The sequence below is a fragment of the Magnetospira thiophila genome, assembly GCF_054657015.1.
The window spans coordinates 431,696-454,841 of sequence record NZ_BAAHXF010000002.1 but is presented as its reverse complement, the minus strand read 5'-3'; the positions used below and the strand labels follow the sequence as shown (position 1 = coordinate 454,841).

General features: G+C 61.1%; 25 protein-coding genes. 2 read left to right on the top strand and 23 right to left on the bottom strand.

Going from position 1 to position 23,146, the window contains the following annotated elements:
- Nucleotides 1-26: 26 nt before the first annotated feature.
- Entirely contained in the window at nt 27-239 is a 213-nt protein-coding gene (locus tag ACYQ1P_RS11775) for a hypothetical protein (protein WP_460020550.1), read from the top strand.
- Here ACYQ1P_RS11775 and ACYQ1P_RS11770 read toward each other — a convergent pair.
- The 4 genes from ACYQ1P_RS11770 to ACYQ1P_RS11755 all read right to left on the bottom strand — a co-directional run bounded on the left by ACYQ1P_RS11770 (nt 236) and on the right by ACYQ1P_RS11755 (nt 2,299).
- Entirely contained in the window at nt 236-733 is a 498-nt protein-coding gene (locus tag ACYQ1P_RS11770; protein WP_460020549.1) for a dihydrofolate reductase, read from the bottom strand. The genes ACYQ1P_RS11775 and ACYQ1P_RS11770 overlap by 4 nt on opposite strands.
- A 17-nt stretch (nt 734-750) precedes the next feature.
- Entirely contained in the window at nt 751-1,161 is a 411-nt protein-coding gene (locus tag ACYQ1P_RS11765; RefSeq protein WP_460020548.1) for a type II toxin-antitoxin system VapC family toxin, read from the bottom strand.
- 8 nt (nt 1,162-1,169) lie between these two features.
- Entirely contained in the window at nt 1,170-1,436 is a 267-nt protein-coding gene (locus tag ACYQ1P_RS11760) for a type II toxin-antitoxin system Phd/YefM family antitoxin (protein WP_460020547.1), read from the bottom strand.
- Between the two features lie 68 nt (nt 1,437-1,504).
- Nucleotides 1,505-2,299 carry a thymidylate synthase gene (locus ACYQ1P_RS11755; protein ID WP_460020546.1) on the bottom strand — a complete coding sequence of 265 codons (795 nt, stop codon included), beginning with the start codon at nt 2,297-2,299 and terminating at the stop codon, nt 1,505-1,507.
- Between the two features lie 101 nt (nt 2,300-2,400).
- On the opposite strand from ACYQ1P_RS11755, the gene ACYQ1P_RS11750 reads away from it, so the two are divergent.
- Nucleotides 2,401-3,768 carry a YihY family inner membrane protein gene (locus tag ACYQ1P_RS11750; RefSeq protein WP_460020545.1) on the top strand — a complete coding sequence of 456 codons (1,368 nt, stop codon included), beginning with the start codon at nt 2,401-2,403 and terminating at the stop codon, nt 3,766-3,768.
- Here ACYQ1P_RS11750 and ACYQ1P_RS11745 read toward each other — a convergent pair whose 3' ends face one another.
- The 19 genes from ACYQ1P_RS11745 to tsf form a co-directional block, all read right to left on the bottom strand.
- Nucleotides 3,769-5,976, bottom strand: coding sequence for a DEAD/DEAH box helicase (locus ACYQ1P_RS11745; protein WP_460020544.1), 2,208 nt, complete (start codon nt 5,974-5,976; stop codon nt 3,769-3,771).
- A 144-nt stretch (nt 5,977-6,120) separates the two neighbouring features.
- Entirely contained in the window at nt 6,121-7,347 is a 1,227-nt protein-coding gene (locus tag ACYQ1P_RS11740) for a S8 family serine peptidase (protein WP_460020543.1), read from the bottom strand.
- A 137-nt stretch (nt 7,348-7,484) separates the two neighbouring features.
- On the bottom strand, nt 7,485-7,688 hold the full coding sequence (locus ACYQ1P_RS11735; protein ID WP_460020542.1) for a hypothetical protein: 204 nt from the start codon (nt 7,686-7,688) through the stop codon (nt 7,485-7,487).
- A 537-nt stretch (nt 7,689-8,225) separates the two neighbouring features.
- The gene (locus ACYQ1P_RS11730; RefSeq protein ID WP_460020541.1) at nt 8,226-8,621 is read right to left on the bottom strand and encodes a DUF2934 domain-containing protein; all 396 of its coding nucleotides are present in this window, start codon (nt 8,619-8,621) and stop codon (nt 8,226-8,228) included.
- 362 nt (nt 8,622-8,983) lie between these two features.
- Complete coding sequence (gene gloA / locus ACYQ1P_RS11725) at nt 8,984-9,385, bottom strand: lactoylglutathione lyase (RefSeq protein WP_460020540.1); 402 nt, start codon at nt 9,383-9,385, stop codon at nt 8,984-8,986.
- Between the two features lie 246 nt (nt 9,386-9,631).
- Complete coding sequence (lpxB, locus tag ACYQ1P_RS11720) at nt 9,632-10,816, bottom strand: lipid-A-disaccharide synthase (RefSeq protein WP_460020539.1); 1,185 nt, start codon at nt 10,814-10,816, stop codon at nt 9,632-9,634.
- Between the two features lies 1 nt (nt 10,817).
- Nucleotides 10,818-11,660 (bottom strand): LpxI family protein, encoded by an 843-nt coding sequence (locus ACYQ1P_RS11715; RefSeq protein WP_460020538.1) that lies wholly within the window; start codon nt 11,658-11,660, stop codon nt 10,818-10,820.
- The gene (lpxA, locus tag ACYQ1P_RS11710; RefSeq protein ID WP_460020537.1) at nt 11,650-12,453 is read right to left on the bottom strand and encodes an acyl-ACP--UDP-N-acetylglucosamine O-acyltransferase; all 804 of its coding nucleotides are present in this window, start codon (nt 12,451-12,453) and stop codon (nt 11,650-11,652) included. Before lpxA ends, ACYQ1P_RS11715 begins: the two co-directional genes overlap by 11 nt.
- The gene (fabZ, locus tag ACYQ1P_RS11705) at nt 12,450-12,902 is read right to left on the bottom strand and encodes a 3-hydroxyacyl-ACP dehydratase FabZ (RefSeq protein ID WP_460020536.1); all 453 of its coding nucleotides are present in this window, start codon (nt 12,900-12,902) and stop codon (nt 12,450-12,452) included. Before fabZ ends, lpxA begins: the two co-directional genes overlap by 4 nt.
- Nucleotides 12,903-12,923: 21 nt before the next feature.
- Nucleotides 12,924-13,946: a UDP-3-O-(3-hydroxymyristoyl)glucosamine N-acyltransferase gene (gene lpxD, locus ACYQ1P_RS11700; protein ID WP_460020535.1), complete on the bottom strand. Its 1,023-nt coding sequence runs from the start codon at nt 13,944-13,946 to the stop codon at nt 12,924-12,926.
- A gap of 3 nt (nt 13,947-13,949) precedes the next feature.
- The gene (locus tag ACYQ1P_RS11695; protein WP_460020534.1) at nt 13,950-14,537 is read right to left on the bottom strand and encodes an OmpH/Skp family outer membrane protein; all 588 of its coding nucleotides are present in this window, start codon (nt 14,535-14,537) and stop codon (nt 13,950-13,952) included.
- A gap of 3 nt (nt 14,538-14,540) precedes the next feature.
- Nucleotides 14,541-16,811, bottom strand: a complete 2,271-nt coding sequence (bamA, locus tag ACYQ1P_RS11690; protein ID WP_460020533.1) for an outer membrane protein assembly factor BamA — start codon at nt 16,809-16,811, stop codon at nt 14,541-14,543.
- 25 nt (nt 16,812-16,836) lie between these two features.
- Nucleotides 16,837-17,964 carry an RIP metalloprotease RseP gene (gene rseP / locus ACYQ1P_RS11685; RefSeq protein WP_460020532.1) on the bottom strand — a complete coding sequence of 376 codons (1,128 nt, stop codon included), beginning with the start codon at nt 17,962-17,964 and terminating at the stop codon, nt 16,837-16,839.
- 55 nt (nt 17,965-18,019) lie between these two features.
- On the bottom strand, nt 18,020-19,210 hold the full coding sequence (locus ACYQ1P_RS11680; RefSeq protein WP_460020531.1) for a 1-deoxy-D-xylulose-5-phosphate reductoisomerase: 1,191 nt from the start codon (nt 19,208-19,210) through the stop codon (nt 18,020-18,022).
- 2 nt (nt 19,211-19,212) lie between these two features.
- Nucleotides 19,213-19,905 carry a phosphatidate cytidylyltransferase gene (locus ACYQ1P_RS11675; protein WP_460020530.1) on the bottom strand — a complete coding sequence of 231 codons (693 nt, stop codon included), beginning with the start codon at nt 19,903-19,905 and terminating at the stop codon, nt 19,213-19,215.
- A 7-nt stretch (nt 19,906-19,912) separates the two neighbouring features.
- The gene (locus tag ACYQ1P_RS11670) at nt 19,913-20,647 is read right to left on the bottom strand and encodes an isoprenyl transferase (RefSeq protein ID WP_460021641.1); all 735 of its coding nucleotides are present in this window, start codon (nt 20,645-20,647) and stop codon (nt 19,913-19,915) included.
- Nucleotides 20,648-20,649: 2 nt separating this feature from the next.
- Nucleotides 20,650-21,222, bottom strand: a complete 573-nt coding sequence (gene frr, locus ACYQ1P_RS11665) for a ribosome recycling factor (RefSeq protein WP_460020529.1) — start codon at nt 21,220-21,222, stop codon at nt 20,650-20,652.
- Nucleotides 21,223-21,240: 18 nt separating this feature from the next.
- Nucleotides 21,241-21,966, bottom strand: a complete 726-nt coding sequence (pyrH, locus tag ACYQ1P_RS11660; RefSeq protein ID WP_460020528.1) for a UMP kinase — start codon at nt 21,964-21,966, stop codon at nt 21,241-21,243.
- A gap of 175 nt (nt 21,967-22,141) precedes the next feature.
- Complete coding sequence (gene tsf / locus ACYQ1P_RS11655; protein WP_460020527.1) at nt 22,142-23,068, bottom strand: translation elongation factor Ts; 927 nt, start codon at nt 23,066-23,068, stop codon at nt 22,142-22,144.
- Between the last annotated feature and the right edge of the window lie 78 nt (nt 23,069-23,146).

The window sequence follows — 23,146 nt, the reverse complement described above, 5'->3', positions numbered from 1 at the left end:
CCATTGGTTCGCAAGGAAGACACTCCATGAAGAGAGAAGATATCACGCAAGGTGATGTTTATGTGAAATCCGGCACGTCGCAGACCCGATGGGCCGTCGAGCGCATGTTCGAATACACCGACATTCCGCCGCACGTGCGTCTGGTCAGCCAGGGCGACCGCAACCGGACCATCACCGTCGCCCTGTCGGCGCTGCTCGACGGCAAACAGTTCCGTCGGGAAACGCCGCCCGCCGCCTAGGCTGGCCCACGCTCCAGGGTAACGAAGCTGTAGGGATATTGCGCCCCGTCGGTGGCCTCGTGGCGCTGGCGGGACAGCTCATGCCATTGTTCGCGGTCCCACTCCGGAAACAGGACGTCCCCCTCCACTTGCGCGTGCACTTCGGTCAGATACAGGCGCTCGACCTGCGGCAGGGCCTGCCGGTAGAGTTCCGCCCCGCCGATGACCAACGCTTCCTCGTCGCCCCAGCCTGCCGCCGCATGCAGGGCCGCGTCCAGGGTGCGGGCCACCTCCACGAAGTCGGGCGCAAAGGCCAGGTCCCGCGACACCGCAATATTGTGCCGTCCGGGCAGGGCGCGGCCGATAGACTCGAAGGTCTTGCGGCCCATGATGATCGCCTTGCCCATGGTGATCTGCTTGAAATGCTTCAGGTCCCCCGGAATCCGCCAGGGCAGCCCGTTGGCCCGCCCGATGACCCGGTTCTCGGCCAGAGCAACGATCAGGGAGAGGCGCATGGAAACCGTCCTTTCGATCAAGTCTGCCAGGGATTGACGATTGTAACCCCCAATGCCTCGAAATCACGCACATTCCGTGTCGCCAGGGTGAGACCATGAACAGAGCCCGTAGCAGCCAGCAGGCTGTCCACTACTGGCACAGGGCGCACGGCGGAAAGCTTTGCCCAGACTTCGGCGATCTCCTGGTCTATAGGAATCAACCGATCAGCGTAAAATAGTTTCAGTCCGTCGAGCCAATATTGCAGCGCGGCTCCGGCGACCGGGTCCCGTCGCGAGAGCAGCCGCGCCCCCTTGGAAATCTCCCCCAAGGTCAGCACACTCAGAAACAGTTTCTCGGGATTGGCCCTATCGAACCATGCCATAACTCGTGGGTCCGGAAATCTGCGTCGGGTTTCGGATATCACGTTGGTATCGAGCAGGAACCCCAAACCTCACCTCACAAGTCCAAGTCCCGCCCCGTATCGGATGCGCGCAGGTTCACCAGATCAATCACCTCATCGTCAAAGCGGGGACCGGCCTTGAGGTATTCTGTCAAAGTGGGCCGCGAGTCTTGTAGGCGATGATAGTCGGCGGCAGACAGCACCACTGCCGCTTCCTCACCGTGAAAAGTGACCATCTGCGGTCCTTCACGGGTCGCCCGGCGCACCAACTCGCTGAACTTCGCCTTGGCCTCTTGTAATTGCCAAGTACAAGGATGAGACATGAGCCCCTCCAACTAGTCTGACTAGTTTTAGCATAGCGCCTCACACTGCAAAGAGCAACGTCAACCCATCACACCGCAATCGGAGCCTTGATATGCGGATGGGGGTCGTAGCCGGTCAGTTCGAAGTCCTCGAAGCGGAAGCCGAAGATGTCGGTTACATCGGGATTGATCGTCATATTCGGCAGTCGGCGCGGGGTTCGGGTCAATTGCAGGTCGGCCTGTTCCAGGTGATTCACATAGAGATGAGCATCACCGAAGGTATGAACGAATTCGCCCGGTTGCAGCCCGGTGACCTGGGCCATCATCTGGGTCAGCAGGGCATAGGAGGCGATGTTGAACGGCACGCCGAGGAAAATGTCCGCCGAGCGTTGATAGAGTTGGCAAGACAATTTGCCCTCGGCCACATAGAACTGAAACAGGCAGTGGCACGGTGGCAGGGCCATGCGGTCAACGTCGGCCACGTTCCAGGCGCTGACGATCAAACGACGGGACTCGGGTGTTTGCCGAATCTGCGCCACCAACTGGGAAATCTGGTCAATCTTGCTGCCGTCAGGGGTCGGCCAGGAGCGCCATTGATGGCCATAAACCGGCCCCAATTCGCCCTTATCGTCCGCCCAGTCGTCCCAGATTCTCACCCCGTTGTCGCGCAGATATTTGATATTGGTATCACCGTTCAGGAACCACAAAAGCTCATGAATAATCGACTTAAGATGCAGTTTCTTGGTGGTCAGACAGGGAAAGCCCTGCCCCAGATCGAAGCGCATCTGGTAGCCAAACACCCCCTGGGTGCCGGTGCCGGTACGATCACCCCGGAATACACCGGTGTCGCGCACATGTCGAAGAAGATCGAGATACTGTTTCATGGGGGCCTATTGTAAGGGCCGGGAATGGCAAGAGGCAATCGGTTTGCCCTGCCCGGGCGGCAGTGTATCATGGGGCGGGGAATCAAGGGGGAGCACATCACGTGACAGCGAACAGCCATTCCAAACCTCGGGCCAGCGGTCCGATATCTTTTCCGAGTGCCGTTTTGGCCCGCTACCACAACGACCAGGGGCTGCGGGTAGCGGCATCGCTGAGCTACACCTCGTTGCTGTCGCTGATTCCGCTGCTCACCATTGCCTTTGCCATGCTCGCCGCCTTTCCCGGATTCGCCGGAGCGCGGGAACAGATCCTGGCCTTTCTGCTCGACAATCTGGTGATGCAGGACCGGGATCAGATTGAGCTTTATTTCAACAATTTCCTGACTAATGCCGGGAAGATGGGGGCCGTGGGCGTGGTCGGATTCGCGGTCACCGCCTTGATGCTGCTGTCGACCATCGAAGGGGCCATGAACCGGGTCTTCCGGGTCTCGCGTCCGCGCAGTTTTCTGGTCCGCATTCTGGTCTATTGGGCGCTGTTGACCCTGGGGCCGGTGCTCATCGGGTCGTCGTTCACCCTGTCGGGCTACATTACCACGCTGCTCAAGCTCAACGGGGCCGACGCCTTTGCCGGGCCATTGGGCAAGTTGACCATCGCGACCCCGACCCTGCTCACCATCGTTGCCTTCATGTTATTCTACATGACCATGCCCAACCGCTCGGTCAAATGGACCCATGCCCTGACCGGGGCCATTGTCGCCAGTCTGCTGTTTGCCTTTCTGCGCTGGGTGTTCGCCCTCTATGTAATCTCCTTTCCGTCCTATCAGGCGGTCTATGGGGCCATTTCCTCCATTCCGATCTTTTTGATCTGGATGTATCTGTCCTGGGCAGTGATTCTGTTCGGGGCCACCATCACCGCCGCCCTGGCCGAGTGGAATCGCGGCAACCATCTCATATATCAAGGATTTTCAGAGCATGGACGCCGCTTGTGGCTGGCCGCTCATATTCTCAAGATCCTCGACGAGCGCAGCCATGGCGAAGGCGGCGAGGTGCAGCGCAAGCTGTTGATTGACGAAACCGGGGTCGGCGAGATGGAAGTCGATTACATGCTCGACCATCTGGCTGGCGAGTCCTACATCACGCGCACCGATACGGGCCGCTGGGTGTTGTCGCGCAATCCGGAAAGCACCACCCTGGCTGACCTGCATCAGTCCCTGAATTTACCGCTGGGGCCGCTGCCCGCCGTCGAGGAGCAGACCCCAGCCTGGGCCGCGCGCATGCTGAACAAGCTCAGCCGGGCGGAAAAGACCCAGGCCGCTTTCCTATCCGCCCCCCTGCGCGACATTTTCCACGGCGACGACCTGCCCCGGGAAGAAGAGGTTTCCCATCCCTCTCCGGCCCTCGACTTGATGGCTCCGGCGCTTAAGACTTCGGACATCAAGCCGGTGCCGGACCTGCGCGCCGAGCGGGAGTGATCAGTCCGACTTTTTTGGCGGACGCTTGCGCTTCAGGGGCCGCGATCCGGCGTCATCCTGGTTGCGGTTGCGCGGGGCCGACTTGGCGAACTTGGGCTTGAACGGTTTCTTGCCCTGATATTTGCCCTTTTCCTTGGATGCCGCGTCGCCGGTTTCTTCGGCGCGCTCCGTTCTGCGGGACAGCCCCAGCTTGCCCCGGGGGGCGGACGCAACTGGCGCATCCGATCGGGACGGCTGTTCCGGTTTGGACCGACGGGCCGGTTTGGCCTCGCCCCAGCGTTCGGAAATCGGGCGTGATTCGGGCCTGCGACGGGGCTTCGGCTTGGCCTCCTCCTCGGTTTTCCGGGGCGCTTCATCCGCCTCAACCCTCGGCGCCGGTGAATACGGTTTTTTCCGCTCGTAGGGCTTGGCGTCCGGTTTCGGCTTCTTGCTCCACCGTTCCGGCTTCGGTCGGTCATAGGGTTTGGGTTCGACCTCGACTTTCACGGGTTCCGGCGCCACGGAATCCGTGCGCGGCTGCCAATTGTCCGGCTTCGGACGACGCTCCGGGCGGGGACGTTCATAGGGCTTCTTGTCGGCATAAGCAGGCTTGGGCCCACTTTCCTGAGGCGCCTCCGGGATGCCGTCGAGGCGGGTCACGGAAATGGTCTTTTCCACCTTGCGGCTCGGCCCCAGAGCTTCCAGGAAGCGTTCCACACAGCCCGGAGCCAGTTCCACATAGGTCTCGCTGGCATGAATACGGATGGCCCCGATCTCGTGCTTGGTGATATGCCCGGCCCGGCACAGCATGGGCAACAACCAGCGTGGCTCGGCGGTATGCTCGCGCCCCACCGACAGGGAAATCCACACGCCGCCGGTAAAATTATCCCGAGGAGGCCGCTCCCGTTCCACCGGAGCCGCATCCAGCAGTTCCTCCGGGGCGGGTTGCTTGGAGCGATGCAAGCGCAAGAAAGCGGCGGCAATCTGCTCCGGCGCATGCTGGCTCAAAAGGTCTTGGGCAAAGGACTGCTCATCCTCGGTCAGCGCCTCACTGAGCAACGGATCGGCCAGAATGCGCTCCCGGTCGCGCCCCATGATATCCACCAGCGACGGCGGATGGACCCAGGACGCCTCGATATGCGCCGCCTGGAACAGCCGTTCGGTGCGCTTGCGCCAGTTATGGGGGACGATCAGGGCACTCACTCCCTTGCGTCCGGCCCGACCGGTGCGGCCACTGCGATGCAGCAGGGTCTCGCGGCTTTTCGGCAAATCGGCGTGGATCACCAGTTCCAGGTTGGGCAGGTCAATGCCCCGCGCGGCCACATCGGTGGCGATACAGACCCGCGCCCGGGCGTCGCGCATGGCTTGCAGGGCATGGCTGCGCTCGTTCTGACTCAGTTCGCCGGACAGGGCGACCACCGAGAATCCCCGGTTGGCAAATCGGCTGGTCATGTGATTGACCGTGGCGCGGGTGGCGCAGAAGACCAGGGCATTCTTGGCATCGTAGTAGCGCAGCAGATTGATGATGGCGTTTTCCCGATCGTTGGGGGCCACCATGAAGGCGCGATAGTCGATATCCAGATGCTGCTTCTGTTCCGCCACCGTGCTGACCCGCACCGCGTCGCGCTGATAGCGCTGGGCCAGATTGGCGATGGAGCGCGGCACGGTGGCCGAGAACATCAGGGTCCGCCGCTCGCTGGGCGCGGAGTCGAGGATATATTCCAGATCGTCGCGGAACCCGAGATCGAGCATCTCGTCCGCCTCGTCCAGCACCACCGCCTTCATTTCGGAGGTATCCAGGGAGCCGCGCTCGATATGGTCGCGCAGCCGTCCCGGCGTCCCGACCACGATGTGTGCTCCACGATCCAGCGCCCGCCGTTCGGTGCCCATATCCATGCCGCCGACACAGGAGGCAATGGAGGCCCCGGTCATTTCATAGAGCCATTCCAACTCCCGTTTGACCTGCAAGGCCAACTCGCGGGTCGGGGCCACGCACAGGGCCAGGGGGGCCTTGGCATAGGCGAAGCGCCCGCTCTCATTGAGCAGGGTGTGGGCCAGGGCGAGCCCGAACGCCACGGTCTTGCCGGAGCCCGTTTGCGCGGAAACCAGGGCATCGGCATCGCGCAGATTGGGGGCCAGCATGGACTCCTGAACCGGAGTCAATTGGGTATAGCCCCGTTTGGTCAAGGCCTGACCCAGCGTCTCGATGACGCCTTCAAAGTCTGTCATGTTTTTCTTCTTTCTGAATACGGGATATCGCACGCCGTATCTCACAGAAGAAAAGCGCCAGTTGCCCGAGGGGGTGGCACTCTAATCCCGCAACGCAAAAATACATACCTTTTTTATTCACCGGGGTGATGATCGAGGTGCCCCCTATTTGCAGGACAGCATTCGATCCACCAGGCCCCAACCGAATACCTTGTCCCGGCCGGGCAGGCCCAGGTCGAGGGTTTCCTGGCGCAGGATCTTGCGCAGTTTGTCGGCGCTCAGTTGACCGCTGCGGGAAGCCTCGACACCCGCCAGCGCGGTAATGAAGGGTGCTGCGAAGGACGTTCCGCTTTGCGACTTGCCGCCCCCGGGAACGGCAGTCCATAACCCCACTCCCGGTGCCGCGAAATCAATCCAGGACCCCGTATTGGCATGCCGATAAATGATGCTGTCCGCCGAACCGCCGCTCACCGCCGTCACCGCGACCACCGGCAAATAGGCCGCCGGATAGGCGGGCTTGTCATCGCGCCCCCAGTTGCCGGCCGCCGCGATCAGCAACATGCCGAGCTTGCGGGACTTGGAGACGGCAAGCCGCATCACCTTGTTGTCGTCCCCGGCCACGCTCATGTTGATCGCATGGACCCGCTCGCCCGCCAGCCAGTCCAGGGCCTTGAGCAGCCCAGCCGCGTTAGCGACCTTGCTCCCAGTCTCGGTGAGTTCGAAAATATTGGCCGCCTTGAGCGACGCCTCGGGCAGAAGGCCACCCCATTCGCGGTTGCCCACCAGGATCGCCGCGACCGCCGTACCATGGAGCGAGGGTCCCTGCTGGCGGCCTGTGCGGTGGAAGGATCGGAATTCGACGTTGCGGTTCTTGAGCGCCGGATGAGTCAGATCCACCCCTGAATCGATCATGCCCAGACTCACGCCGCTGCCACAGCCCGGCGGGGCCGCCGGCCATCCCATGGCCGCCCGGGCATGGCGATGGTTCTGGCTGGCCTGGGCCTCGAACCGATGGTTAGCCTCTACGGTCAGGCTGGGAAACCGATCCCTGAGAGTGCGAATGGCCCCAACGACGCTCTCCCCGGGTGGCACCTTGAGCACCACCAGAGTCATGTCCAGCCGCTCCAGGGACACCGAATCAATGACGCGAAACCCAAGCCGTTTGATCGCTGAGAAAAAGCCGCTCGGTGGATCGAGAACCATCACTTCGTCGGGCTCGAAGGCCGGATTGGGACCGCCGCCTTGCTCCTCGCCTACGGAGCCGGAGCCGGAATTCTGGCCCTCGCCATTCTCGATTCCGATGACCCGCCCCTGGCTGTCATATTGCAGGATCTTATACTCGGCTCGTCCCACGCCGCCCAGAAGCACCATGACTCCGACGGCCAACGCCACGACTGCTGATTTCCATCCCCACATACCCGCCTCGCGCTGTTACTGCTGCTCGACATTCCCGTGGTCAGGCTAGCGCATCCCGAACCCGTGAGAAACCCCTTCCCCACTGGCCCGTTGCCCTGCCCTGGATAACGCGCTCAAAGTCCCGAAGCAAAGCCGAGGTAGGCGATCAGGCCGACGACGCCCGCCAGCACAATACCGTTGATGAGGCCGCTGCTGGCCCGGTTCCTGAAAGCGCGGCGCTGTTCGCTGCTCAGATGGCAATAACCCGCAGGACGCCGGTAGCCCCAGGCAAACCCCACGGCAAACGCGACTGCGGCAATGATCAGTGTCGTACTCATCGGCTCTCCAGCCTCCTCTGCAAGGGCAAGCTATAACATATCAACCCTCAAGGCGAGAGAGGAATGGAGAGAAAGTTGGTTTCGGGGGGCTTCCTGGGCAAGTTGGGCTGTTCAGCCGTTCACTTGCTCCAGAGAGCCTTTATGAATCAATCGACGCCGAACCGCCGATTTACTGAAATCAAGCATATATGACGCAGACCACTGTCTTTGCGTGGTTCTCCTGCGTCATCTGCCTCCACAGCCTCACCCCCCTGGGCTGCGTTTTGGTCGTGCCGCAGAAAGGAGGGGAGGCGTTGTCCTGATGATATGGATCAGGATGCCCTTCGTTTGGTCAACTTAAGTGTTATTTTTTGACTTTTGGCGCGACAACGACAGTCACTTCCTCTGGTTTTTTAGAAGGTTGATCGACTTTCGGTGCATCCTTGGATATGGCGGTTTTCGTCGCCTTTTGGGATGATGAGAAACTATTAAAGGACATGTGTCTGACCTTTCTCTGGGGGGGGGGGGGGGGGGAATTTATATCTTAATTGCTTCTGCTTAAGTATTAAGCTGTTTGACTAAATTAGGTTTAATGTTCTTTTGTGAAGCAGCCAACTCCAACTTGGCTTTCTCCCAATGCACTTCATTTCGATCACTCGGGCATCCTTCATTTTCCCATATTTGGTAAGCTGCATCCCGGATTTTCTCTTCATTTGTTTTAGGCATTTCAATTCTCCATATTTCTATTTGTTCATGTATTGGTAGATGGTGCATATTTTGAAGACTCGCGAGTTCTTTGTTGTTCGTGAGTCCTGTCGGTTCGGCTTGCATCTTAAAGCAGAAGATTGCACGGCCATCCTCACCAGATAGCCCCTGAACGATGGCATCTGAAAACAGCCGATCACATGCTTCAACGCTGGAAGCGAAGCAATCTACATAAGGAAGGGGATGCATTTATTTTCCGCTTCACAGGAATAAAAAACTTTATGGGTTCTATTTAAAAAAACCCGTTCCTGATATAAATAAAATGGCATACTTTTCAAATATAATCAACAATTATTAATAATTGTTATAAAATATTTCCATTATAAAATCACTAAGTTAATTAATTTTGTTTACGAGACTTGTTTTGCTTGTTTCATTTTTTATGGCATTAAGGAATGAATGGGGCGTGCGATGGCACAAAAGAGGGAGACTCCGCTGATTGCAGAAGGCAGCAATGGAGACAATGGCTGTTTTCCGGGCGTTACCGATCCTGGGGAGGGCTGTTGATGCCAACTCTGCCCTCCCCTTCAAGGTCCGCAACGCCCTTACCCTCAATCCTTCTGGATCAGTTCGATCATGTAGCCATCCGGGTCTTCGATGAAGGCGATGACGGTGGTGCCGTGCTTCATGGGGCCGGCTTCGCGGGTGATCTTGGCACCGGCGGCGCGCAGGGCCTCGCAGACCGCATAGGCATCGGGGACCGCAATGGCCAGATGGCCGAAGCCGTCGCCGCGCTCATAGGGGGTGTCGCGATCCCAGTTATGGGTCAGCTCAATGGCCGTATGGTCCGTCTCGTCGCCATAGCCGACAAAGGCCAGGGTGAACTTGCCGCCCGGATAGTCGGCCCGGCGCAGTTCCCGCATGCCCAGCAGGCGGGTATAGAAATCCAGTGATTTGTCCAGGTCGCGGACCCGGATCATGGTATGCAGCAAGCGGAATTTCGATTGATCCATGGCTAAAGCCTTTCACCTGTTATATGACCCCTCCTGATAGCATCCGGCGAGTCGAACCGCCAGGAAAGGTCTCGAAAGCGATGCGGCGCATCGGTGAGAGAGCTTGACGCCGCGGGCGACCGCCAGATGCCACCCTTTCGGGCCGATCATTTTCCGCCAGGGCTGCGTCGCGACCCTTGGCCGTAGCCCCGCTACGCCCTGCGCGCCGCTCCTGCCCCTGGCAAAAAATGATTCGGTCAGGATGGATCATATAACAGGCGAAAGGCTTTTGATTTCCTTCCTGTCGATGAGGGTCCAAACCGCCTCGGCGGCGCGGCGTGACGGCGAGGGACCGCCGCGCCCCAACTGCTCCAGGGCCGGAGCCGCCGCGTCGATTTGCGCCCGTCGCCGCGCGGGGTCGGCCAGATAGGACTGCAAAACCGGCGTGATGGTCTCGGCGCGGCAATTTTCCTGAAGAAACTCGGGGAGCACAGGACGGTCTAGAATCAAATTGATCAGGCTGGCATAGCGCACCTTGACCAACCGCCGCGCCAGCCAGGCGGTCAGCGGGTTCATCTTGTAGGCGACCACCGACGGGCAACCGGCCAGCGCCAGTTCCAGGGTCACCGTGCCCGAGGCCGCCAGGGCCGCGTCGGCGGCGGCAAAGGCGTCGAATTTCGCCCCCTCACCCTCGATCACCTGCACCGGACAGGGCCAATCGACGACTTGCGTGCGAACCAAGTCGGCCACCCCGGCGACGGTCGGCAGCACCACACGCAGCCCGTCCAGGGACTCGGCCAAACGGCACACCACCTCGCGAAACACCGGCAGATGGCGGGTCACCTCGCCGACCCGGCTGCCCGGCAACACGCAGAGCAGCGGCGCATTTTCGGTCAACCCCAGGCGGGCGCGACAGGCCGCCCCATCGCCCTGGTCGGCCCCGCCCTCGATAACCGAATGCCCGACAAAGGTCGTGGGCAGTCCCTCGCGCTCGAAATACGGCGGTTCAAAGGGCAACAAGACCAGCAGATGATCGAGAAAACGGGCAATCTTGGCCGCCCGCTTGGGCTTCCAGGCCCAGACCGTGGGGGCCACGTAATGCACCAGCGGAATGCCCAAATCCCGCACCCGCTGATCAAGACGGAAACAGAAGCCAGGGGAATCAATGGTCAAAATCAGGTCGGGTCGGCACTGACGGATATCCGCCTCCGCTTCCCGCAGGCGGCGCATCAGGCGCGGCAGGTGGGGCAGCACTTCGGCCAATCCCATCAGGCTCAGGTCCGACATGGGAAACAGACTGTGCAGCCCCTGCTCGGCCATCCGCTCACCACCGATTCCGGCAAAAGTGATTCGCCCCGGACGGGCCACATGCAGGGCCGCCATCAAACGTCCGCCCAACAAATCGCCGGACGGCTCCCCGGCCACCACATAAACCAGGGCGGCCCCGGGCATATCAGATATCCCTCGGCTCGGAGAGTCCGATCAGGAACAGCCCCAGGCGGTCGGCCCGGACGAGGATTTCGTCGCGATCCAGCATCACCGTGCCGCCCGCTTCCACGGCAATGCCGCGCAGACCGGCGGCGGCGGCCTGATCCATGGTCGCCGGTCCGATGGTCGGCAGATCGGCGCGGCGTTCCTGTTGCGGCTTCTTGAGCTTGACCAGCACCCCTCCGAGCCCGTCACGGGCCAACCTGCCCGCCCGCGCCAGCATGGCCTCGGTGCCTTCCACCGCCTCGACCGCCAGCACAATGCCCTGCTGCACCACCACCCCCTGCCCCACATCCAACGCCCCGAGACCGCGCGCCACCTCCCAGCCCCGCCGCAGGTCGATGCGGGCCTGTTCGTCCGGCTCCAGTCGGCCAAGCCGTCCTCGGGGAGCCAACAGACTGGGCAACAGATCATCCAGCCCGACCATGTGGAAGCCCTCAGCCTCGATTTCGGCAATCAGCGCCCGCAACAGGTTGTCATCGCCCAGGGATTTCAGGCCCACCTTGGCCAGGAAGCGGGCACTCCACATGTCGGGACGCAGGCTGGCCAGACTGGGCCGGGTGACGCCGCCGGCCATGACCAGATCCTTCACCCCGGCCTGACGCAGCAGCGTGATGCCCTTGCCCGCGCCGCCCAGGCGGATCCAGGCATGGGGCACATCCCTGGCAACCGTTTCCGGGTCAGTCTGATTTTCGATGGCGAGGACAAAGTATGGCCGCCCCCGTTCCCGGCAGGCGGCAATGATCCAGGCCGGAAGATCCCCCCGCCCGGCGATGATGCCCAGGGGGACGGTCGGATCAGTCGACATGCCCGTCGGCCGGCAGGCAGACGCCGCGGGAAGAGGACTCGTCGCGGATGAAATCGACGATCTCCATGACCGGCTCGTTGTTGGCGAAATCCTCCACCAGATCGGCCAGACGCTCTGACATGGTGCCCTCCTGGGCGAAGATCAGGCGATAGGCCTTGCGAATATCGTGGATGGTATCACGCGAGAAGCTGCGCCGTTTCAGGCCGACGATATTCAACCCCGACAGCCGCGCCCGGTTGCCCATCACCGAGCCATAGGGGATGACATCGTTTTCCACCCCCGACATGCCGCCGACCATGGCATGACGCCCAATGCGCACGAATTGATGCACGGCGGACAGCCCCCCGAGAATGCCGAAATCGCCGACCCGTACATGCCCGGCCAGGGTGGCGTTGTTGGCCAGGATCACTGAATCCCCGACCCGACAGTCGTGGGCCACATGGGAGCCCATCATGAACAGACAGCCGTTCCCCACCTGGGTCAGCATGCCGCCGCCCTCGGTGCCCGGATTCATGGTCACATGCTCCCGGATGGTATTGTCGGTCCCGATGATCAGTTGCGAAGGTTCGCCCGCATATTTCAGATCCTGCGGTTCATGGCCGATGGAGGCAAAAGGGAAAATGCGCGTGCGCGCCCCAACCGTGGTCCGTCCGGCCACCACCACATGGGACTTGAGGATGACGTTCTCCTCCAGCACCACATCCTTGCCGATACAGCAATAGGGGCCAATCTGCACATCTTTGCCGATCCGGGCTTGGGGATCGACAATGGCCGTGGGGTGAATATTCGTCATTCTTCGGTCCGAATCATGGCGGCGAACACCGCCTGTGCCACCAGCTTGCCGTCCACCTTGGCCTCCCCCTTGAATTTCCAGACGCTGCCCCGGCTGTGGATGCGGGTCACGTGAATATGCAGGCAATTGCCGGGCACCACGGGCTGCCGGAAACGGGCATCATCCACCGACATGAAATATACCAACTTACCTTCGGCGGCCTCGCCCAGGGTTTCGACCACCAGCACCGCCGCCGTCTGGGCCATGCTTTCGATGATCAACACCCCCGGCATGATCGGTTTTTGGGGGAAATGGCCCTGAAAAAAAGGCTCATTGATGGTCACGTTCTTGATCCCGGTGGCCCGTTCCCCAGGCACCACATCGTCCAGACGATCAATCAGCAACATGGGATACCGATGGGGAATCATCTCCATGATCCGTCCGATATCAATGCTAAAGCCCTCAGTCATTTCCGCATGGTCCTCCATAGATCAAGGGTCTTTTTTCCGCGCGAGTTTAGCCAACATCGCCACCTGTCGCCAGTACTCCTTGGCTGGCATGGCGGGCGATCCGGCCACGGTTTCCCCCGGCGGAATATCACGGAAAACACCGGCCTGCGCCGACACCCTGGCCCCGGCGCCGATGCTCAGATGCCCCGCGATGCCGGACTGCCCGCCGAACATCACCATGTCGCCGACCACCGTGCTTCCGGAAATCCCCACGTGAGAGACCACGATACAACCTTTGCCCAGTTTGACGTTGTGACCGATCTGCACCAGGTTGTCGATCTTGGTCCCGGCACCGATTTCGGTATCCGGCCCGGTGCCCCGGTCAATGGTCGTGTTGGCCCCGATTTCCACGTCATCGCCGACGATCACTCGGCCCAGTTGCGGCACCTTGAGGTGGCCTTCACGACCGAGGGCGAACCCGAAGCCATCCTGGCCGATGCGCACGCCGCCGTGCAGAATGACCCGGTTTCCGATCAGGCAATGGGTCAGGGAAACACAAGGGCCGATGTGGCAATCATCACCGATGCTTACCCCGTCCTCGATCACCGCATTGGCCCGGATATGACAGCGGTTCCCGATCTTGACCCGATGGCCGATGACCACCCCCGCCTCAACCCGCGTATCGAGGCCCACTTCCGCGTCATCGGCGATCTGCGCCCCGCTTTCCACCCCTTCCTTGAAAGGCGGAGCGGGATAGAAGGCCGCGGCGATTTTGGCATAGGCGCGATAGGGGTCGGCCGTCACCAGCAACGCCATCCCCGGAGGGGCCTTGTCCACATGGGCCGCCCGGACCAGACAGGCCCCGGCTAGACTGCTGCGGAATTGTTGGAGATATTTCGCGTTATCGAGAAAAGACAGGTGTTCCGAAGTCGCCGAATCCAGGGGCGCCACATCCATGATCCGCGCCGAGGAATCGCCGCCCGCCGCCAATTCGGCACCGGACAAAGTGACCAATTCGGCCAGCGAAAAAGGTCCCGACCGGGCAAAAAAACGAGGATCCGCCATGGCTCAAGGCTCGACGGGCCAGACGACCTCGACCTTGACAGACGGCAGCGATTTATTAAGCGCCGCCAGGACTTCATCGTCGATTTGCAGACGTTTCGGGGTCAACACCAACTCCCGGCGTCGAAAGACCAGTGAAATCCCCTTCTCATTGGCCACATCAATGATGATCTTGCGCATCGCCTCCTGAAACACGTCCTTGGCCTTTTGATCGGCATCGGAAATGGCCTTTTGTTTGGCCTGCAGCCACCTTTGGGCCTTTTCGCGTTCCTTGAAAAACGCAACCCGCTTGGCCTCGAAGGCTTCGGCGGAAATGATATTGCGCTGACGCCCCAGTTCGGCATCGGCCTCGCGCAATTTTTCTTCGTCCTTGGCCGTTTCTTCCTGCAAACGCTTGATCAACTGCGCCACCTGATCATCAATATTTTTCTTGGCCAGCGCCCCCCGCAGGACGGCCTCCATGTCGATCACACCGATGATGAATTTGGTCTCATCGGTCGTCTGTTTGGCGTCCTGCGCCATGGCCCCCGCGAGCGGACCGAACAGAAACATGGCCACGACGATGCTGGCGGTTAAACCTGAAATCAAGCGCATGACCTAGAACCTCGTGCCAAAGTTAATCCGAAACGACTCTGTTTGATCGAACTTCTCTTTGAGAATCGGGAAGCCGAAATCCACCCCGATGGGGCCGACCGGGGATTCCCATCCCACGCCGAAGCCCACGGAAAGCCGAAGGCTTCCGGTATCCTGAATCAAGGAAGACTTGGGCGACACCGCCCCCACACTGCCGGCATCGCTGAACACCCGCCCCTTGATCCCGAATTCATTGGGCAGGCCCAGCGGGAACGACAACTGTGTCGATGCCGTATACTTCCATTCCCCGCCCAGGGCATCCTTGGTCGAGGAATCCCGGGGACCGATACCCGCCGTGGCGAAGCCGCGCAAATCGTCCCCGCCCCCGTGGAAGCGGTCGATCAGAACCACGTCCTCACCGATTCCATAAATGTGACCGACCAGACCGGAAACCGACAGCGTCACCTGATCGTCGATGGGGATATATTTGGCTGCCGACAATGTATTGCGCAGATAATGCCGGTCCCCGCCGAGACCGCCCAGATCGTTGGCCAGACGCACGAAATATCCGTCGGTGGGAGAAAGCTTGCTGTCCCGGCGGTCATAGAGCAGACCATGCGACAATTCCGACAGCAAGGTGGTGCCTTCTTGGGATTTGATGAAGGTCGAGGCCCCCGACTGGACGTTGGTCACCTCGGTTTGCTTCACGGTCTGACGCCAACTCTGGCTCAAGCGCTCGGTAATCGGATAGCCCACGCGAAGCGCGCCGCCGGTGAGGCTGGTATTATGCGACTGGGTATCCTGTAGATCGGTCGAGGAATGAAAGAGGTCAAATCCCGCTGCCACTTCCCGATCCAGGAAGTAGGGCTCGGTAAAGGACAAATCAATCTTGCTCTGGCGCTGGGCAATGGTCGTCGACAGACTCAGCTTCTGCCCCTTGCCCAGAAGGTTGGATTCCTGGATGCCCACTTCGGCCAGCGCGCCGTTGGTGGTCGAGAACCCGGCCCCCAAGGATAACGACCCGGTGGATTTCTCCTGCACATCCACCTCGACGACGGTTTTGTCCGGGGCGCTGCCAGGCACCTGCTCCACTTCGACTTTTTCGAAATAATCGAGATCCTGCACCCGCTGACGGGAGCGCCGCAAACGGGACTGGTTGAACGGATCGCCTTCGACCAGACGGAATTCCCGGCGAATGACCTTGTCTTCGGTCCGCACATTGCCGGACACATCGATGCGCTCGACGAACACCCGTGGCCCCTCATTGAGGGCGAAGGCGATGTCGATGGTCTTTTTTTCTCGATTGCGCTTGATGCTCGGGCGCACGTCGATAAAGGCAATGCCCAGTTCACCGACTTCGTTGGTCAGGTCGGTGACGGTCTTTTCCACCTTGTCAGCCTCGTACCAGTCGCCTTGTTCAATTTCGACCACATCCGCCACATCTTCGACATTCAAGCCCTTGATGTTGGTCGACAGGGTGACCTCGCCCAGTTCGTAGCGTGGCCCCTCGTCGATGGTGAAGGTGATGAAAAAATCTTCCCGGTCCGGGGTCATCTCGGCGACCAGGGACAGCACCTGAAAGTCGGCGAACCCTTCGTTCAGATAAAACCGCCGCAACAGTTCCCGGTCAAAGGACAGGCGGTCGGGATCGTAGGTATCCTCGCCGGTCAGAAAGCGCCACCAGCGGGTCTCCTTGGTGCGAATTTCCTCGCGCAGCCGGGAATCACTGAACTCCCGGTTGCCGACGAAACGAATCCGCTCCACGTCCGTGGCCTTGCCCTCGTTGATCTCGAACACCAGATCGACGCGGTTTTGTTCCAACTGGATGACCTTGGGATCGACCGTGGCGGCAAACCGCCCGCGGGCGCGATACAGTCCGAGCAGACGCTGCACGTCGTTCTGCACCTTGGTCCGGGTATAGATGACCCGCGGTCGCAGGGTCACTTCCTTTTCCAGATCGGCATCCTCGATGCGCCGGTTGCCCTCGAAGGCGATGCGGTTGATCACCGGATTCTCGACCACCCGGACCACCAGCTGACTGCCCTGGCGCTCCAGGGTCACGTCGGCGAACAGGCCGGTGCCGAACAGTTTTTTCAGCGACCGATCCACCCGCACCTGATTATAGATATCCCCTTCGCGCAGCAGCAGGTAGGAACGGATGGTTTCCGGTTCGACGCGCTGCGCCCCCTCGACCACGATGTCGCGAATAACCCCCGAGGACTGGGCCAGGGCCGACGGCTCCCACATTCCCACTCCCCAAAGCAGCAGCACGGCGACGGCGGCAAAGCGGCTCAAAATCAATCCCTTTCCAGGTCGTTCCTCAGGACACCAGATCCGTGAAGAACTGGACAATCTTCAGATTTACCAAGTCGTTCCAGGTGGCAAACACCATCAAAGCCAATACCAGAACCAGACCGAAACGGAAACCGTATTCTTGGGCCCGCTCTCCCATCGGTCGCCCGCGAATCGCCTCGATGGCATAGAACACCAGATGACCACCATCCAGCATAGGTATGGGGAACAGGTTAATGAGCCCCAAATTCAACGACAGGGCGGCCATGAAAAACACCAGATTGGACAATCCACCCTGCGCCACGTCGCCGGACATCTTGGCGATCATCAGGGGGCCCCCCAATTCCTCGGACCCCCGATCACCGGTGATCAGTTCCCCCAGGTAGCCCAGAATCTGCTTCGTCATGGTCCAGGACTTGTCAAAACCTGCTGCGATGGCCTCCAGGGGACCATAGGTTTCCGTTTCAATCTGTTCCGGGTCCGGAGACACACCAAGGAAGCCTTTGGCCTCTCCCGCCACGTCGCGGGATTTGGGCACAGCGGTCAGGGTCAGAATCTGATCCCCCCGGCGCACACTGAAGTCCAGGGCGATTCCGGGATTTTTCTCAACGATGCTCTTCAGGTCGTCAAACCATCGGACCGGCGTTCCGGCAATGGAGAGCACCCGGTCGCCACTCTCGAACCCGGCCTCGGCGGCGGCAGAGTTTTCCTGCACCGTGCCCACGGCAGCCATCGGGTAAGGCTGCCCGACGGCCCAGAACAACCCGGCCAGCACCACGATGGTGAAGGCAAAATTGGCAAACGGTCCCGCCGCCACCACGGCAGCCCTTTTGCCCAGGGGTTTATGCTGAAAAGAGCCGCTTTTCTCCGCCTCGGTCATCGGCCGTTCTTCGCCGTCTTCGCCAGTGGTGGTATCGCCGTTTTCGCCGAACATTTTCACGTAGCCGCCCAACGGCAGGGCGCAGACCCGCCAGCGGGTGCCGTGTTTATCGTTCCAGCCCCGCAACTCCGGTCCAAAGCCGATGGAGAATACCTCGATCCGCACCCCGGCCCAACGGGCAATCAGGTAATGACCGAGTTCATGGACAAACACCAGAACCGACAGAACAAAAACAAAAACAAAGACGTAGTAAGGGACGCTCCCGACGAATTCCATGCTTTCCTAATCCATTTCCTTGTGGGGAGGCGCGACAGGCTCACCGCCGCGCCCTTCACCGCTGAATCAAATCCATACGTTCTTGCGCCTTGCGACGGGCCCAAGCGTCGGTTTCCAGAACATCCGACAAACTTTCCATGGTTCCAGATTGCTCGGCATTCATAGTCTCTTCGACCACCCGGGCGATATCCAGAAAACCAATTTTCCGCCCAAGGAACCCGGCCACCGCCACCTCGTTGGCCGCATTGAGAACAGTTGGCACCGCGCCACCTCTTTGCAAGGCCTCGCGGGCCAAACGCAACGCCGGGAATCTCTCCATGTCCGGGCTCTGGAAGCTCAGCGTGGCGATCTTCGCCAGGTCGAGCTTCTCCACCGGTGCCCCCATCCGGTCAGGCCAGGCCATGCTGTAGGCGATGGGCGTGCGCATATCCGGCGACCCCAACTGCGCCAAGACGCTGCCATCCGCATAGGCGACCATGGAATGGATCACCGATTGAGGATGCACCAGAATTTCGATCCGCGCCTCGGGCACCGGGAACAGATGCGAGGCCTCGATCAACTCCAGCCCCTTGTTCATCATGGAGGCGGAATCCACCGAGATCTTGGCCCCCATGCTCCAATTGGGATGGGCGACCGCCTGTTCCGGCGTCGCCGCTTCCATGAATGCCTTGCTCGCCTCGCGGAACGGCCCGCCCGAGGCGGTCAGGATGATCCGCTCCACACGCTCCGGGCGTTCAAAATCGAACACCTGAAAAATGGCGTTGTGTTCGGAGTCGACGGGCAACAGGGTCGCCCCGTGACGGCGCACCTCCTCCATCACCAGATCGCCGGCACAGACCAGGGTCTCCTTGTTGGCCAGGGCCACCACCGCGCCATGACGCACGGCGGCCAGAGTCGGTTCCAGCCCCGCCGCGCCGACGATGGCCGACATGACCCAATCCACCGGCCGGGCGGCGGCGGCCACCACCGCCTGCGCTCCGGCGGCCACCTCGATGCCACTGCCCGACAGCGCCGCCTTGAGGTCCTTGTAGCGCTCAGGGTCGGCAACCACGGCCAAACGGACTTGCAGCTCGCGGGCCTGCTCGGCCAGAAGCGCCACGTTGCGGTGTGCGGTCAGGGCCTCGACCCGAAAGGCGGCCCGATTGCGCTTCAGAAGATCAATGGTGCTGCAACCGATGGAACCGGTCGAGCCCAGGATGGCGACCGTGCGCGGGGCGGTTGCCGCCTTCAATTCCGTCACAGCCATGCTCACTGTCCTCCCAGTGCCCAGAATTCCAGGAGAGCCAGGGCCAGACCGGCGGCCAGCAGGCCATCCATGCGATCAAGCAACCCTCCGTGTCCGGGGATCATACCGCCTGAATCCTTCACATTGAAGCGTCGCTTGACCCAGGATTCAAAAAGATCTCCCATTTGGGCGATGACCGCCAGCCCCCCACTGACCCAGAACATCCAACTCCCCGAAGGCCGTTCCAGCCAGAAATCAATCCCGGCCCCGACCGCCATCGCACAGGCCATGCCGCCGAGGAGCCCCGCCCAGGTTTTCTTGGGGCTGATCCGGGGAGCCAGTTTCGGCCCGCCGATCAAGCGCCCGGCCGCATAGGCCCCGGTATCCGTCGCCCAGACCACCCCGAGCAGCCATATGAAGTTGACCATCCCCCAATCTTCCATGCCGCGCAGCCAGACCATCGCCGCCATGGGCAGCACGATGTAGGGAATGCCGACGACGATCCAGCTCGCACGCCAGCCGACCAGACGTCCCCATTCCACCCCGAGCAGAACGAGGCAGACCGCCGCCAGGATCTCGAAATAGGGCGACCCGAAATAGACCGCAGCCAGAACCGGCGGGGCAAGCACCAGGGCGGACACAATCCGCACCCCCACGCCACCTCCAGCAAGCCTGGAAGGTGTGACTGCCCCTGCGTCGGCATCGGGTTTGGTCACGATGGCCTCAACTCCCCACCGCGCCGAAGCGGCGCTCGCGCCCCATGAAGTCGTGCACCGCCCGTTGCAGGTCCTCGGCACCGAAATCCGGCCAAAACTTGTCGACGAACAGAAATTCCGTATAGGCCATTTCCCATAGCAGGAAATTGCTGATGCGTTGATCGCCACCGGTGCGAATGAGCAGATCCGGCGGCGGTGTTCCCATCGTTTCCAACCGCTCATTGAAGGTGTCTTCGGTGATCTCCGAGGCCGCCAGTCGCCCCGATGCCACCTCTTCGGCCAAACGGCGGGCCGTCGCCGCGATGCTGGCCCGTCCGCCGTAGTTGAGTGCCAGCACCAGGGTCAGGCCGCTATTCTCGGCCGTCTTGGCTTCCGCCTCCTTGATCAAGGAAACGATGTCGTCGGCCAATCCGGTGCGGTCGCCGATCACCTGCAAACGCACATTGTTCTTGTGCAGGTTGGCCACTTCGCTGCGCAAATGGAATCGCAGCAGCCCCATCAGGTCCTTGACCTCGCTCAGCGGGCGCTTCCAGTTCTCCGATGAAAAGCTGTACAGGGTCAGATAGGAAATCCCCAATTCCCCAGCCGCGCGCACGACCTCCTTGACCGCATCGGCCCCTTTCTTGTGGCCGGCCGCGCGGGGCAGTCGACGGGCCTTGGCCCAGCGTCCGTTGCCATCCATGATGATGGCCACATGCACTGGGACCTGCGGGTCGTCCGAGATTTGCGGGGCCGGTTCCATCATCAGACCTGCATGATCTCCTTTTCCTTGTGCGCCAGCGCCTCGTCGATCAACGCCACATGGTCGTCGGTCAGGGTCTGGATCTCCTTGCTGTGGTCACGCAACTCGTCCTGGGAGATTTCGCCATCCTTTTCCATGCGCTTGAGTTCATCCAGGGCATGGCGGCGCACATTGCGCACCGAAATCCGGGCATCCTCGGCATATTTTCCGGCAATCTTGGTGAATTCGACCCGCCGTTCCTCGGTCAGCGGCGGCACCGGGACGCGGATCAACTGACCATCGGTCTGCGGATTGAGCCCAAGGCCCCCATCCCGGATGGCTTTTTCCACCGCCTTGATCATGCCCTTGTCCCAGACCTGCACGGTCAGCATGCGCGGCTCGGGCACGCCGATATTGCCGACCTGGGAAATCGGCATCACGCTGCCGTAGGCTTCCACCTGGATCGGTTCCAGCAGGCTGGTGGTGGCGCGCCCGGAGCGCAACCCGGCGAATTCCGTGTGCAGCATCTTGACCGCCCCGTCCATGCGGTGGGACACATCTTTCTTGAGTTCCTTGAAATCGGTAAATTGAGCCATTGTTGGACATCCTCCCCCTTATTTCGGGTCTTCGATGATCGTGAAACGACCGCCACCCGCCACCACTCGGGCCAGTTCGCCGGGCGTATGAACGGAACAGACAAGCATGGGAATGTGGTTTTCCCGTGCCAAAGCGACCGCAGTTTGATCCATGACCCGAAGATTATCGGACAGGACCTGTTGATAGGTCAGCCGGTCGTAGCGTTTGGCATCAGGCACCTTTTTGGGGTCCGCGTCATAGACGCCATCCACCTGGGTGCCCTTGATCAAGGCATCGCAGCCGGTTTCCGCGGCCCGCAGAGCCGCCGCGGTATCGGTGGTGAAATAGGGATTGCCGGTGCCGCCGGCGAACACCACCACCTCGCCCCTCTGCAAACGCGCCACCGCGTCGCGCTGGGTATAGGAATCGCAGACCGTCGGCATCGACAGGCCCGACATCACCGACGCCGCCACCCCTTGCGTCTTGAGGGCGCTGGCCATGGCCAGGGCATTCATCACGGTGGCCATCATGCCCATGTAGTCGGCGGTGGTCCGCTCGATCCCGGCGGCGGCCTGGGACAGTCCGCGAAAGATGTTACCGCCCCCGATCACCAGCCCGACCTGAACCCCCAGATCATGCACGGCCTTGACCTCGGCAGCGGTGCGCGCCACTTCCTGCGGGTCGATCCCGAAGGGCTGCGCCCCCATCAGGCCTTCGCCCGAGAGCTTCAACAGAATTCGTTTATATTTCGGCCCATCCGGCATGGCAGAGTCTTCCGTCGTCCGTTTTGTCGGTCGTGGTTTATCGCACAGGTGAACCCATGGAGGAAAGCCTTATACCAAGGCTCCCGGCTTTCCAAAGGCCAAAGACGTACGGCCCGGATCTTACACAATCCGGGCCGTTGGGTCTTTTTCAAAAAAGGAAGACCGAGCGAGGGCCTCAGCGGCCAGCCGCCGCTGCCACCTCGGCCGCGAAATCCTCTTCCTTCTTTTCCAGGCCTTCGCCCAGGGCGTAGCGCACGAAGCCGGTCACGGTGATCGGCTTGCCCGCGTCCTTGGCTGCCGCATCGACCACCTTTTGCACCTTGCTCTCGGGGTCCATCACGAAAGCCTGCTCCAACAGGCAGACGTCTTCGTAGTATTTGCGCAGCCGTCCTTCGACCATCTTGTCGATGATCTCTTCGGGCTTGCCGGACTCGCGGGCCTGTTCCTTCAGCACCTCGCGTTCGCGATCCAGGTCCGAGGCGGCCACGTCATTGCGCGACACCGCCTGCGGGTTGGCCGCCGCCACATGCATGGCCAATTGCTTGCCCAGGGCCTCCAGGGCCGCACCATCGGCCTCGGATTCCAGGGCCACCAGCACGGCGATCTTGCCCAGGGAAGGGGCCGCCTGATTGTGGATGTAAGAGGCCACCAGCCCGTGTTCGACCTTCAGCACCTTGGCCCGGCGTAGCCCCATGTTCTCGCCAATGGTGGAGATCATATGGGTCAGTTCCTCGGCGACGGTCCGACCGCTGCCCGGGAACGCCTGGGCGGCCAGCGCCTCCATGTCGCCATCGACGTTCATGGCCAGATCGGTCACGTTGGACACGAAGCCCTGGAACGTCTCGTTGCGGGCCACGAAGTCGGTTTCCGAATTGACCTCGACCACCGCCCCCACGGTGCCACCGGTCTTGCCGCAAACCAAACCCTCGGCGGCGATGCGCCCGGCCTTCTTGGCGGCGGCAGCGAGCCCCTTGGTGCGCAGCCAATCGACGGCGGCTTCCAACTCGCCATCGGTTTCGTTCAGCGCCTTCTTGCAATCCATCATACCGGCACCGGTTTTCTCGCGCAGTTCCTTGACGAGCGCAGCAGTGATCTGGGCCATGGTTCCCTTGTCCTCATGAAGCTTGAATGTGAGTGGTCAAAGCAACGGTGGCGGGATCAACTCCCGCCACCGTGTTCG